A 14,149-nucleotide genomic window follows, 5' to 3' on the forward strand; every position below is an offset into this window, starting at 1 on the left:
CTACCTCCTATTTGCCTTGTTTATGGTTATAAATATCAATTGGTTGAGCTAGGTCGCCCATATTGTTATCCCAAGCAGTACGCTCATAAGTAACAACGGCGGCGATGTCTACTTCGGACAATTGCTCACCAAAGGCTTGCATCGCGGTGCCGGCAACGCCGTTGACGACTACATCAATGTGATGGTTTATATCACCGAGCGCTACGGGGCTATCTTTCAGGGCCGGAAAGACACCTGGAACACCCTGACCGCCAGCCAAATGACAAGCGGCGCAAGAGCGGCTGTAAACCTCTTCGCCCTTAGCGTAAAGCTCATCAAAGGTAAAAGGTTTTTCGGTTAGTTCGGCAATGGCAGCGGCAGCGGCTTTTTTCTCGGCAAGCCAAGCTTGATAATCGGCTTCGGACTTGGCCTCGACCACGACAGGCATAAAGCCATGATCTTTACCACATAGCTCGGCACACTGGCCACGGTAGATGCCGGGCTCGGTAATCACCGCCCAAGCGTCATTAATAAAACCCGGAATGGCGTCGCGCTTAACCGCAAACGCTGGTACCCACCAGCTGTGAATCACATCATTGGCGGTAACCAAAAAACGAATCTTCTTATTAACTGGCAACACCAACGGCTCATCTACCTCGAGTAGATAGTTAACGCCTTTACTAGCATGACCTTCAATTTGATCGGTGGGGGTCGTAAGTTTGCTGAAGAAACTTACATCTTCACCCAAGATTTCATACTTCCAGCTCCACTGATAGCCGGTAATCAAAACATCAACTTCGGATTTTTCCGTGTCGTAGAGATCAATCAGTGTTTTAGAGGCAGGTATGCCCATCATGATAAGAATAGCGAAAGGAATTGCCGTCCAGAGAAGCTCAAGCAATGTACTCTCGTGAAAGTTTGCCGGTTTTACGCCGCGTGATTTGCGATGTAAAAACATGCTAACAAACATGATACCGAACACGACCACGCCGATCGCGACACACCACCAGAATATTTGCATATGCAAACTGTAAACATTCTGACTAATCGGTGTTACACCCGGTGTCATATTAAACTTCCACCGCTCAACTTCTTCTGCTAGTGCGCCACCTGCCGCAAGCAAACAGGTGAAACCGAGCATCCAGGCGCAAAGCCTACGTGCTGTTTTCAACATTGCCCATCTTCTCCGTTAACTGTTTCGTTATGCTTAATATTTATTGTTTTACGGTCGACCTGCATAACCTAGGCTTTTGGCCTTGGTGTTCAAGCCTGCATCACTTTGTCGCTGACGACACACTGAAACCTTAAAACGCACTCAAGTTATTGTTAAATTACGCGCGCAATCTTTGTCACACTTGCCTGCAAGCAAGCGGGATTTGCTCCGTTAGCTTATTGGATACCAACAAAAATCCGGAGGGATACTACTTATAAACTGCGGCAAATCGTCGCAATCATGGCGTCAATGTGGCCACAACGCTGCAAAAAAGTCAATAAATTTGTCGTACTTATGGCGCCCTGATAGCGCCACACAAGCGCACCTAAACGGCTTGCCGTGCAGCCTATAGGGTACTTTAAGGCGCAACCGCGTATGATTCGATCATGACTCACTCTAACGCTTACCCCAAGCCTTCGCGCGGACGCCTACGGGGTATATGGCCGCTGGTTTGGCCTATTATGCTCAGCAATCTTTGCGTACCGCTGCTGGGCGCTGTCGACACCGCGATTCTAGGCCACTTGGATACCTCTCGTTTTTTGGGCGCCGTTGCCATCGGTGCAAGCTTGGTATCGCTGCTGTATTGGTCGTTTGGGTTTTTACGCATGGGCACTACCAGTTTGGTGTCTCGTGCGGTGGGCGCCGCGGATCAAACCGAGGCCACCTTACTGTGGCTACGCTCGGCCGTATTGGCGCTCGCGCTTGCCGTCTGCCTGCTATTACTCAAGCCTTGGCTGATTGAGCTGGGCTTATATTTGATGCGGCCAGAGTCCGGCGTTGCCAGCCTAGCCGCGAGCTACTGTGCCATACGGCTACTCAGCGCTCCTGCCACGCTACTCAACTACACCCTCATTGGTTGGTTTATCGGCCAACAAGACACTCGTCGCCCGCTGCTATTGGTGCTGATGGCCAACGGGGTGAATTTACTACTCGATGTGGTATTGATTATCGGCCTAGAGATGAACAGTGACGGCGCCGCGTGGGCCTCGGTAATTGCCGAATACTGCGCCCTAGCTGTGGGGCTTTATTTACTGGCCGCGAAAATCGACCCTGCCTGCGTTAGCGCGCATTGGCGCGCTTGCCTAACCTGCTGGCGTGACTACCTGCCACTATTACAAGTTAACCGGCACTTATTTGTGCGCACTGCGTGTCTATTGGGTGTGTTTACGTTTTTTACCGCCCAAGGGGCGCAGATGAGCACCAATATTGTCGCGGCCAACGCCATTTTATTACAGTTTGTGCTGCTAACCTCTCATGCCTTAGACGGTTTTGCCCACGCCGCCGAGGCCTTATGCGGCAAAGCAGTAGGCGGCCACAACCGCACTGAATTTGTCCGTGTTGTGCAAGGCACCACGGCACTTGCCCTACTTACAGCGCTGGCCATCAGCCTGCTATTTTGGCTGGGCCAAGACTACTGGCTGGCGCTATTTACCGCCCTGCCTCAAGTGCTGGCACAAACCAAGCTGCAGTTTGGCTGGGTTATCGCCCTGCCACTGTTAACCGTATGGGCGTATCAGCTCGATGGTGTCTTTTTAGGCTGCGGCGCTACCCGTGCGATGCAAAACACCATGCTGGCTTGCACCGCAGTGGTATTTTTTCCACTTTGGTGGATAACCCAGCCGCTAGGTAACAGTGGGTTATGGCTGGCTTTTTGTGGCTTTAACCTTGCCCGCAGCTTAGCGATGGGGTTAGTTTTTGTGATATTGCAACGACAGCTAAAAAATAATGCTTAATTTACGCGGCGGTGGCTTGCAAACGCCGCACTTTGTATTACTTTTAATAGTAGTTGTTTTACTACGGAATTATTAATGCATTCGCCGGTAATCCGCCCCAGCTTTAACCGCGATACGCTAGTCACACACATTAGCAATACCCGCGCCCTTATCGACGACCTCTGTGCTGATGCTAACGAGACATCGGCACTGATTGCGCGCCTGCAAACTCGCAGCCACACACTGCACGATGCTATTACTATTCCAACCAATGTCGCGCCACTCTTGTTAGCCGATTTTGTCGTGCGCTATATCGAGCATGTACCCAATTACATTGAAGCTATGCACGCTGCTATCTCGCAGACGGACGTTAGCGGGCAGATCGAGCCACTGCTAAAAGTGGCGTTAAATTATTTTCTGCACCCCGGTGAACTCGCGCGCAGTCGCCACAGCGTACACGCATTACTCCCCGCAGCTTATCTCGCCCACCGTCTGCTCGAAGAACTTAACGACCGCTTTATTGCCTTTTGCGGCGCGCCATTAATTTCCATGGATACCACTCGAGCTAACCTTGTCAGCCACGAGCTCATTGGCGAAGCCTTTGCCACAGAGCTTGATCAAGCGGTGCTGTTTTCGGCCGAGTTATTATTTGCAAAATGCCACTTTAACAGTGCAGCATTTAAGCAATTTTTTCGGCGGCACTGTGTCCACAAAAGCTCCGCTGAGCAAGCCCATTGGCCATGCTTGGCAGCGGGGCGTTTAGTATTTTTAGATTTCTCGGAGCGCCGTAATCGGGCAGGCTATAAGGGCTAAATCAAACGTAAAAGACAGACCAAAAAACTCAAAACAGCCGAGCTATTGGTCTAGTAAGTGCTTAGCGACATGCTAGCGTCTTCTAGCATGTAACGCTTTTGTATTGCTTGCCACAGCGCCAAATTCTTCTCATCTGCAAATGCGTTATCAAGCCGCGTTAATAATTCAGCGGTGTAATCTCGGCCAGGGTACAGAGCGAGATAAAACGGTTGCAGCGGCATGCATGATGCCTGACGTAACGTCGCCGCATTGCGCTGCTGCACTTGCGCATGCCAAAGCACCGCGCGCCGTTCGGCTAAAAATATATCAAACCGTCCTAACAACAACATATCCCACAGCCGACTCGTACTGTTTGCACCGCGCAGTGCAACAACTTGCGATTCATTGGCGCCGGCAATATAGCGGTTAATCAATTCCGTGTAGCCATATCCCTGCACTACTCCGAGTCGTTTATCTGCTAATGATTCTAAGCCTGTATATTGCCACTCACTGCTGGGCTTGGTGTACATGCAATCTTGATAATACGATATTGGCGCACGCGTAAAACTCATGTTGGGAGCTTCGTCTATCGCGGCTGTTAACAGACCATCAAAGGTGCCACGCTGGGCCTCCGCCACCGCTCGACTCCACGGTAAAAACGTCAGCTTAAGGGTAATGTTTTCGCGCGCCAACAACTCGGTAACGTATTCGACCACGATACCCGGCATGGTCGGCTGATTGGCGCAAGTGTATGGGCACCAATCAGTCAACGTTAAATGTATTGTATCGGGCAATTGCGCATAGGCCGTGCGAGCAAACAAAAACGTCAGTAATAAAAATCCGTAGAGCCGCACTTTGCGCCAACAGGTCCCGTCCATTTACCGAGGTCGCCCTGACGGCAGAGAGACAATTTTTACCACTTGCTCATCATCCGCCTTGATGGTTTGATCACTGATGCGAGTGTCGGGTTCGCGCGCTTGCGGTGCAAAATGCATTTCATCGACAAAGCCACACTCTACGCATTCACGAAAATCACGCTCTTCGCGAGAATAAACCACAATGGCATCGGCAGCCTCGCAGCGCGGACACACGGCGCCGGCGAGAAAACGCTTGATTGTGCTATAAGTACTCATGATGCGCTCGGCAACAAGCCACTGTGACGCAATAGTGCATCGATGCTAGGCTCACGTCCGCGAAAACCGACAAACAATTGCATCGGTTCACGCGAGCCGCCGCGCTGCAATATCTCTTGCAAAAAACGCTGCCCGGTAGCTGCATTAAAAATGCCTTCTTCCTCGAATGCCGAAAATGCATCGGCCGATAACACCTCGGCCCACTTATAACTGTAATAGCCAGCGGCGTAACCACCAGCAAAAATATGGCTAAAACTATTCTCAAAATGATTGTAAGCCGGCGGCGTAATAACAGCTACCTGCTGCCGCACCTCATCTAACAACTCCGCAGCAGTTACAGGCTTGCTTGGGTTGTACTCGGCGTGCAAACGAAAATCAAACAATGAGAACTCCAGCTGCCGCATCATCTGCATACCCGACTGGAAGTTTTTAGCGGCTAACATTTTATCCAATAGCTCTTGGGGCAGTGGCTCACCGGTTTCATAGTGGCACGAGATCATGCCAATGACCTCGGCTTGCCAACACCAGTTTTCTAAAAACTGACTGGGCAGCTCTACCGCATCCCAAGCAACGCCGTTAATGCCGCTCACCGCCGCGATATCAATGGTGGTTAACATATGGTGCAGGCCGTGACCAAACTCGTGAAATAACGTGGTGACTTCGTCATGGGTTAACAGTGCCGGCGTGTTGCCCACCGGTGGCGTAAAGTTACAGGTTAAAAATGCCACCGGCTGCTGATAGCTGCCATCCTCTAATTTACGACGCACTCGACAATCGGCCATCCAAGCGCCACCGCGTTTGTGCTCGCGCGCAAAGATATCCAGGTAAAAACTGGCGATCTGCTGGCCATCTTTAAAAATATGATAGAACCGGACATCGGGATGCCAACTGTCAAAGCTAGCGACGGGCAAAATATCAATACCAAACAACCGCGCTACTACCTCGAACATACCGCTAATAACTTTTTCGGCAGGGAAGTAAGGCCGCAGTTGCTCTTGCGAAATAGCGTATTGGTGCTGACGCAACTGCTCACCGTAGTAAGTCATATCCCACGCTTCTAAATTATCGCAGCCTTGCTCTCGGGCAAAGGCGGCCAACTCGGCATAATCTTTCTCGGCACGGGGGCGAGATTTTTCACCTAATTCGCTTAAAAAATCCAATACTTGCTCGGGGCTAAAGGCCATTTTACTCGCCAGCGAACGCTCGGCGAAATTGTCAAAACCCAACAGCCGCGACTGCTCATGACGCAGCGCTAAGGTCTCGGCAATAATACCCGTGTTATCCCATTCGGCAGCGCTACTGCCATCGGCTTTAACTCCGTCGCTGGAGGCCCGGGTCACAAACGCACGATACATTTGCTCACGCAGAGTACGATCATCGGCGTACATCATCACCGCTAAATACGAGGGAAAATCTAGCGTTACTACATAGCCGCCCAAGGGCTCGCCGTTGTCGTGTTTTTTAATATCGCCGGCCTGCCGAGCCTGCTCTAAGGCCGACTCTGGCAACCCAGCTAGAGCATCGGCATTATCAAAATGCAGATACCAAGCGCCAGTGGCATCCAGTACATTATTTGAAAAAGTCGTCGACAGCTCGGACAAGCGCTGGGCAATAACGCCGTAACGCTTTTTATCATCGCCCTCAAGGCTAACCCCGCCTAAACAAAAATCGCGCAATGCGTTATCGACGACTTTTTGCTGGGTACTGCTCAGGCGTTTGTAATCATCGCCATCGGCCAGCGCTTGGTAGGCTTGGTACAGCTCGCGGTTTTGCGACATCTCGGTGCCGTATTCGGTCAACAATGCGATGCTGGTATTATAAGCGTCGCGCAATTCGGGGGTGTTGACCACGGCGTTTAAATGGCTCACGGGCGAAAACGCTTGCTCTAGTCGATCACTCTCTGCCTCGAGTGGCGCCACTAAGGTTTTCCAAATGGGGGTTTCAAGTCCGGCCAGAAGCGCCTGTAAATGGCTACGACCCTCGTCGACTAGCGTCTGCACTGCCGGCACCACATGCTCGGGTTTAATCTCGGCAAAAGGCGGCAAGGTATTGTGACGCAGTAGGGGATTATCGCTGGCTTGACTCATTTATCCTCCGGATCGAATCGGTTTTTGTCTCGGCGTGAGAATCGGTATGATACACCCAATCGGCCCACCATTCGCGGCGGGCAAGCCTTTCACGCAGGATTTTACTATGAAAGATCAGCACTCCAAGGACGCGAATATCCGCCGTCACCTTGATCATACGCCAACTTTTGATGCCTCAGTTTACATCGACCCCCGTGCACTGGTCATTGGCAACGTAACCCTTGGCAGCGATACATCGGTGTGGCCGTTTGCCGTTATTCGCGGCGATATGCACCGCATAATCATCGGCCAGCGCAGCAGCATTCAGGATGGTTCGGTGTTGCACATTACCCACGCAGGCCCGTTTAACGCTGAGGGCTTTCCCCTCACCATCGGCGATGACGTCACCGTAGGCCACAACGTTTGTTTACATGGCTGTACTATTGGCAACCGAGTTTTGATTGGCATTGGCTCCACCGTACTCGATGGCGTCATAGTTGAAGATGAGGTAGTCATAGGCGCGGGCACCTTGGTGCCACCGGGCAAGCGACTAGAATCTGGCTTTTTATATATGGGCTCACCCTGCAAGCAGGTACGACCTCTAAAAGAGCAAGAACGAGAATTTTTTTGTTATTCCGCAGGCAATTATGTCACGCTTAAAAATAACTATTTAACCGAGGCGTAACACCATGCCCACACTTGCCATTGCCGGTAGCAACACGCCAATGCCCGTTGCGCGCATTATTTGTATTGGCCGCAATTACCGCGAACACGCCCGCGAGATGGGCCACGACCCTGCCCGTGCGACACCCTTTTTCTTTTTTAAACCTACCAGCGCACTACTGCCGCAGGGACGTGAGTTCACTTGTCCATGGTATAGCCATCAAGTAGATCACGAAGTTGAGCTGGTGATCGCTATCGACCGCAAGCTACAAAACGCAAATTTGAGTCAGGCGCAAGATGCAATATGCGGGTTTGCGGTGGGTTTGGATATGACTTGCCGCGATATTCAACGCGAAGCAAAAGCTCAGGGGCGCCCTTGGGAGCTAGCCAAAGGGTTTGATGGATCGGCCCCTTGCTCGGCCCTACAACCGGGGCGTTACGCTGATTTAAAGGCGACCGACACAATAAGCCTGAGCGTCAATGGCAAGATCACTCAACAGGCCAGTTGGCGCGATATGATTTGGGCCGTGCCGGAGCTAATTGTCGAACTGTCGCGCTACACAACCCTAACCCCTGGCGACTTGCTGTTTACGGGCACTCCAGCGGGGGTTGGCCCGGTTGTACCCGGCGATATCTTAGAGGCAAAGCTCGATGACGTGTGCCACTTATCAGTTGTCGTAGCCAAGCCAGCCGCGCGCTAAAAATGGGCCAGCGCAGGTAAGTATTTTTTCGCAAAACCGTCCGGCGGCAAGGGGCGGTCAAACAAGTACCCTTGTATCAAAATGCCATCGTATTGGCTTAGCCATTGCGCCTGCGCATCGGTCTCGACACCTTCGGCTACAATCACTAAATTCATATTGCGCGCAATAGCGATAATAGAGGCCACCATCGCCGCATCTTGCGGGTCAATGGTGATATCGTCGACAAATGATTTATCAATTTTAATTTTGTTTACCGGCAACCGCTTAAGGTAACTGAGTGAACTATAGCCTGTGCCAAAATCATCTAAAGCAAAGGTTATCCCCTCGTTTTGCAGCTTGCGCATTTTATCAACCACCTCGTCGAGGTTGTGCAAGGCCGCGCCTTCGGTAATTTCAAATTCTAGACAACTGCCAGGCAATTTATACTTGTGTAAAACACCCAAACATTTACCGACAAAATCGGCGTCATGCAGTTGACGCTCACTGATATTAACCGACACTCTTAACTCACAGGGAAATCGTCCGGTCTCTTTATGTTGCCGAATAAATTGACAAACATCGTCCAACAATTGCAAACCTACGGGGTGAATCATATCGGAGTTTTCTAGAAAGTTAATAAACTCCGCAGGCTGCACCTGTCCTCGCAACGGGTGCTCCCAACGTATTAACGCCTCAGTCGCAACCAGTGTACGAGTGTGTAAATCAATCACCGGCTGTAAATAAAATATAAATTGGCGATCTTGATGTGACGCGCGGATATCAGACTCCAACTGCAATAGCCGATTTACTTCCTCGGCCATTTGCGGCTTAAACACTTGATAACTACTGGTCTCACTGCGTTTAGCTGCATTAAGTGCTGTATCGGCTTGCGACAGTAACAACTCGACCGATACATCGACCTCAGGGTAGAGTGCGATACCAATACAAGCGTTAACGGAAAAATCTTGATTGCCCAGCGTTACAGGTTGACGAATAGCCTCTAAAAAACGACTTGCGATATGCTCTGCGCGAGATCTTGCCTCGTCTAAATTATCAGCAATTCTCGGTATACTTAAAATAAACTCATCGCCCCCAAGCCGCGCTAACGTTTCGGGCTCGTGCACTCGTAAGGCCATACGCCGGGACAAATGCAACAACAATTCATCGCCTAGCGAATGACCCATGGTGTCGTTAATTCGCTTAAAATCGTTCAAGTCAATCAACAATAAAGCACCGCAACGATTTTCTTCTTTACATGTTTGTAAATCTTCGTCTAATTGTTCTAATATTTTATTGCGGTTTGCAAGCCCGGTTAAAGTATCGCGATAGGCAAGATATTCTACCCGCTGTTCGGCAGCGACCAGCTCAGTAATATTATTTAGCACTACAATCACACAAACTACATGATCAAATACAAAAGGTACCAATGACACCTGCATAACATGAGTTTCATTATTAGCATCGGTAAAACTTTGTTGATAGTTATACAGCGGCGTTTGCTTGCGGCACACTCGTGTAAACAACGATTTAACCTGGGCAGACTCTTTGACTTTAGCCTCTATCAACATCGAGAAGTAATTACCAATCTCGACACCGTTAAAATAGCGTTTTAAGGCGTCGTTATAAAGCAACAGATCACCGTCGGTATTAACGGTAAACACCTGATTCGGGCTTGAATCTAAGATCAATCGTTGTTGTTCTTGTTGGTGCTGAAGATCAATATGCTTTTGATTAAAATTTTTCAGTAACCTATTGGCAGAATTCACTATATGCCCAAGCTCGTCTTGCTCATGCTTACGCAAATGCGGAATCGCACTGACCGGGACCTTGCTATGATCAAGGGCAGCAAAACGAGTGGCAAGATTGACTAACGGGCGAGTTAACAAAAAGTGATACACCAACACCAACACCAGCGCGATACCAATATTACGCACCGTACCGGTTAACAACGCCCGCCACGCTCGCTGATAAAACGGGCTTAACGCCCGATCTTTATTAAGCTCTAATCGCAACGTACCGGCAGGGGCGTCGGCGCCATCTTGTAATATATACTCAAACGTCTCCGACTCACCCACCAACAACTTGGTTAACCATAAGCTTTGGCTGGCGATAACCGGCTGACGGTATTCGGCCATCAATTTGTTTTGATCATCATAAATGGCGATGTGGCCCAAAAACCGATATTCACTAAGGCCATCAACGACTTGCTCGGCCAGTCGCTCGTCAAGCAAAAACACGGCTCGCTGCGCCGCAGAACGACTTACTCGGCTAATTTCTTCGACATTTGTACGGATATCTTGATAATTGCTGCGAAAATCTAGATAGGCTTGCAAACTCGCAACCAATACGCCCAACACTGCCACCACCACAAAACTGGTGCGCGCTAATTTATAAGAGAGACGTTGAAATAAATCGATAGTCATAGGTCGTTTTATGTTGTTTTTATCAAATCGACAATCCTTGTCATGCGCCCAGCCGCTGGGATTAAAACAATGACAGACTCCAATCGGCGGTACAAGCGGCTATCATCGAATCAATGGGTAAGAATCACAGCCCTCTGTCTAGGCGCCGCGAACCGTCAATTTCGACACAGGCAACCAAAAGCCACACGCGATCTAAGGACTTTAGCACACCTCGGAGTTTTGCGGCATAAAACTCAGCCACTTACCCGATAGTACTCACTCACCTTGCACGGTCGCTACCAATCGGCGCGCCCCACCGCTATTGCGGTGCTCACACAAATAAATACCCTGCCACACACCAAGATTAAGCCTGCCATGGGTAATGGGGACGCTCACACTTACCCCCAAGATACTGCTTTTAATATGCGCGGGCATATCATCGTCCCCCTCGTAATCGTGCCGATAATATGGCGCGCACTCGGGCACAAACTGGTTGAAGTGGCTCTCTAGGTCAATCCGTACTGTGGGATCAGCGTTTTCATTAATACTCAGGCTTGCCGATGTATGCTGAATAAACAGGTGCATCAAGCCACACTGCAACTGACTAATATCCGGCAGCTGGCGCTCCACCTCGGCGGTAATCAAATGAAACCCTCGGCCTCGGGGAGTAAGACTAAATTCAACTTGCTGCCACATAGCGCTTTTCCGTTGCAATTGGAACTGGTCGATAAGATAAAAATATTATGTCGTTCAGGCTTGAATTTTACTGCATTCGGGCGCATGTTTACTAAGAGGCCGAGAAAAGCTCTCGCTTCCGCAAACAGTACCTTTAAACAATGTTTTTTGTTGCCGGTACTTATTTTAATGGTACAAGGAATCCAGTATATGCAAATCCAACTTTCCGGTCACCATGTTGAGATCACCGATGCTATTCGTGAATCTGTAAACACCAAATTTGCCAAGATTGGTTCGCACTTCCCTCAGCTAGAGTCCCTGTCAGTGACCTTAACGGTCGAGCGTGCCTCCCAGAGTGTCGAGGTCACCACCCAATATTTAGGAGCACCCGTAGCGGTACAAGCCGCCAATCAAGATATGTACGCCGCTATCGCCCAAGCGGTTAAAAAACTAGAGGCAGCCCTCGCCCACCGCAAAGGCTCGGTAAAATCCAACCGCCATGAAAAACCGCAGCTGGATGAGCAAGAGCCCACCGAAGAAGAGGCCTTGTAAGCCTTACCGCCACGGTGTTAACACCGTGGCGGTAAAAAGCTATTAAGAGCAAAAAACATACAAAAACTTAGTACGATTACATCCCAGCTCTATTGATCACTCCTTAAACAACCTCCTGAACTACACAACAATACGCTTAAGTGATCTTGACTCTCCTGCCGAAAGAAAAACTGACAACGGTGTGTAAATAAATCGCCACAGCCGCCTCTGCGTGACGGCGAACACTGCTCACACGACAAAAAACGGTTACAAAAAATTCACGAAACCGTCATTAAAGCTGATATTTAACGTCATTTTTTACCTCTAACGTGTTGCCTCTTCAACCGTGCTAATAATTATTTATCGAGGAAAACACAATGACATTTCAGCTCAACGGCAAAGGTAAACTCGCGTTGGCCATGTTTAGCCTTATGGCTTTAGCTGCCTGTGATGGCGACGATGGCAAAGATGGCGTAGCTGGAGCGCAAGGCCCTGCCGGCCCACAAGGCCCCGCTGGAGCCGATGGCTCTGATGGCAGCAACGGTAACGGCGGCACCGGTAGTGCCAGCTTGATGACCCCCGGCCTAACCCGCTTAGCCACCGTACCTGCAGGTGCCGAAGTGACCGGTGCATTTGCAACCGAGAACGGTGATCTATTCTTTAACGTGCAACACCCCGACAGCGCCAACAGCGCAACCGACAGCGAAGGTAAAACCTTTAGCCACGGCACCGTGGGTGTATTAGCCGGCGTTAATATCAACCAGTTACCTAAACACTTAGTTTCGGTGGGTGTACCCGATACTGAGCAAGAGCGTCAGACTGTTCAGGTTGCTTACGGTGAATATCAAGTCATCGCGCAAACCATGGATACCTTCGGCGGCGCCATGCCAGAAGGTTTAGGCACCATTATGGCCACCGATAAATCAACCGTTATCGCCTCTTCTGATACACCAGACTTTAACGGCTTTGTGCCCACCGGTGCCAACGAAGGTTATTTGTTTACCAACTGGGAGTCGATCCCCGGTGGCATGAGCCGTTTAAAGCTCAACAAAAACGCCAGCACCGGCTACTGGTCAGTCGACAGCAACGACGTGCAAATGCTGGACTTTGGCATTTACGGCACCATCGCCAACTGCTTTGGTTCGGTAACACCGTGGGGCACACCGCTAACCTCAGAGGAGTGGGGCAACCAGGGCGACAACACTCATGAGTGGAACGACCCGTCAAAGCAAACCGCCCGCGATGCGTTGGCCATGTACATCGATCCAACCGCTACCGACGCCGATGGCGCCTCGAGCTTCCCCAACACCTATCGCTATCATTACAGTGTCGAGATCACCGAGCCGACCAGTGCCACTCCGGTACCGGTTAAGCACTACACTTTGGGCCGCTTTGAGCACGAAAACTCAATCGTTATGCCCGATCAAAAAACGGTATATTCATCGCAAGATGATACCAACGGCGTTCTCTACAAATTTGTCGCCGACACAGCCGGAGATCTTTCTAGCGGCACACTATATGGCGCAAAAGTCATCCAAGATACTGGCAGCTTTGAACCGCTAACTACGGGTTTTAACGTACAGTGGATCGAGTTAGCTCACAGCGACAACGCCACCATCGATGGCTGGATTGCCGACTTTGACGGCATCACCACTGCCGAGTTTGTTGCAGGCCAGAGCAACTATTTGACCGACGCCGATGCCGATGCCTGGGCCGCAGGTGACACCAACTATCCAAGCGTTGCCAACGGCGGCGGCAGTACAACCGCCGGTATGGCCATGGACGACCGCATCGCCTTTCTTGAGTCGCGCAAAGCGGCCCGCGCTAAAGGTGCCACCGCCGAGTGGCGTAAGTTTGAAGGTATCTACGTCAACCAAAAACGTGCGAAAGAAGCCGTGGAAGGCACCAACTTAGTCGCCGGTGAAGACGTATCACAAGCGTATGTTTACTTTGCTATTGCCGATATGGATAACGGCATGATCGACAACGAAGGCGACATCCAATTGTCATCTCGGGTAAAAGATTGCGGCGGTGTGTATCGCATGCCACTGCTGACCGGCGCCGATGCTTATAGCGTTAACCGCATCGAGCCAGTTGTTATGGGCTCAACCTACCGCTCTACCTTAGATGGTGCGCTGCGCTGCGATGTAAACGCCCTGTCACAACCTGACAACGTGATCGTGCTGGACGACGGTCGTCTGGTTATCGGCGAAGACGGCTTCCAAGAAAACAACACTTTGTGGATGTACGACCCGAGCGTTAATGACTAATCACAACACCAGACAATAAAAGCGTTTACAGGA

General features: G+C 50.4%; 12 protein-coding genes. 6 read left to right on the plus strand and 6 right to left on the minus strand.

All coding sequences use genetic code 11. The features are described 5' to 3' along the window. Positions 1-7: 7 nt before the first annotated feature. Entirely contained in the window at positions 8-1,153 is a 1,146-nt protein-coding gene (gene coxB, locus GILYN3_RS10800) for a cytochrome c oxidase subunit II (protein WP_049722989.1), read from the minus strand. A 425-nt stretch (positions 1,154-1,578) separates the two neighbouring features. Between coxB and GILYN3_RS10805 the strand changes: the two genes are divergently transcribed. Then, a complete protein-coding gene (locus GILYN3_RS10805) occupies positions 1,579-2,925 on the plus strand; it encodes an MATE family efflux transporter (protein ID WP_049722990.1) in 1,347 nt (448 codons plus the stop codon). Positions 2,926-3,000: 75 nt separating this feature from the next. Beyond that, positions 3,001-3,717: a hypothetical protein gene (locus GILYN3_RS10810; protein WP_049722991.1), complete on the plus strand. Its 717-nt coding sequence runs from the start codon at positions 3,001-3,003 to the stop codon at positions 3,715-3,717. Positions 3,718-3,767: 50 nt separating this feature from the next. Here the strand turns inward: GILYN3_RS10810 and GILYN3_RS10815 are convergent, their stop codons facing one another. From GILYN3_RS10815 to prlC, 3 genes are read right to left on the minus strand one after another with little or no spacing between them, the layout of a single operon-like run. Then, on the minus strand, positions 3,768-4,574 hold the full coding sequence (locus GILYN3_RS10815; RefSeq protein WP_049722992.1) for a substrate-binding periplasmic protein: 807 nt from the start codon (positions 4,572-4,574) through the stop codon (positions 3,768-3,770). After that, positions 4,575-4,829: a YheV family putative zinc ribbon protein gene (locus GILYN3_RS10820; protein ID WP_049722993.1), complete on the minus strand. Its 255-nt coding sequence runs from the start codon at positions 4,827-4,829 to the stop codon at positions 4,575-4,577. It lies immediately after the preceding gene. Next, positions 4,826-6,916, minus strand: a complete 2,091-nt coding sequence (gene prlC, locus GILYN3_RS10825; protein WP_049722994.1) for an oligopeptidase A — start codon at positions 6,914-6,916, stop codon at positions 4,826-4,828. Before prlC ends, GILYN3_RS10820 begins: the two co-directional genes overlap by 4 nt. Positions 6,917-7,022: 106 nt before the next feature. Here prlC and GILYN3_RS10830 point away from each other — a divergent pair, with 106 nt between their 5' ends. After that, complete coding sequence (locus GILYN3_RS10830; RefSeq protein ID WP_049722995.1) at positions 7,023-7,580, plus strand: gamma carbonic anhydrase family protein; 558 nt, start codon at positions 7,023-7,025, stop codon at positions 7,578-7,580. 4 nt (positions 7,581-7,584) lie between these two features. Beyond that, positions 7,585-8,259 (plus strand): fumarylacetoacetate hydrolase family protein, encoded by a 675-nt coding sequence (locus GILYN3_RS10835; protein WP_049722996.1) that lies wholly within the window; start codon positions 7,585-7,587, stop codon positions 8,257-8,259. Here the strand turns inward: GILYN3_RS10835 and GILYN3_RS10840 are convergent. Together GILYN3_RS10840 and GILYN3_RS10845 are read right to left on the minus strand one after the other, a co-directional pair. Continuing rightward, positions 8,256-10,661 (minus strand): putative bifunctional diguanylate cyclase/phosphodiesterase, encoded by a 2,406-nt coding sequence (locus GILYN3_RS10840; RefSeq protein ID WP_049722997.1) that lies wholly within the window; start codon positions 10,659-10,661, stop codon positions 8,256-8,258. The two genes, GILYN3_RS10835 and GILYN3_RS10840, sit on opposite strands and share 4 nt — an antisense overlap. A 255-nt stretch (positions 10,662-10,916) precedes the next feature. Then, positions 10,917-11,336, minus strand: a complete 420-nt coding sequence (locus GILYN3_RS10845; protein WP_049722998.1) for a secondary thiamine-phosphate synthase enzyme YjbQ — start codon at positions 11,334-11,336, stop codon at positions 10,917-10,919. Positions 11,337-11,525: 189 nt separating this feature from the next. Between GILYN3_RS10845 and hpf the strand changes: the two genes are divergently transcribed. Together hpf and GILYN3_RS10855 are read left to right on the plus strand one after the other, a co-directional pair. Continuing rightward, complete coding sequence (gene hpf, locus GILYN3_RS10850) at positions 11,526-11,867, plus strand: ribosome hibernation-promoting factor, HPF/YfiA family (protein ID WP_049722999.1); 342 nt, start codon at positions 11,526-11,528, stop codon at positions 11,865-11,867. A gap of 356 nt (positions 11,868-12,223) precedes the next feature. After that, a complete protein-coding gene (locus GILYN3_RS10855; RefSeq protein WP_049723000.1) occupies positions 12,224-14,116 on the plus strand; it encodes an alkaline phosphatase PhoX in 1,893 nt (630 codons plus the stop codon). Positions 14,117-14,149 lie beyond the last annotated feature (33 nt).

The organism is Gilvimarinus polysaccharolyticus (assembly GCF_001187555.1).
Taxonomy (GTDB): Bacteria; Pseudomonadota; Gammaproteobacteria; order Pseudomonadales; family Cellvibrionaceae; genus Gilvimarinus; species Gilvimarinus polysaccharolyticus.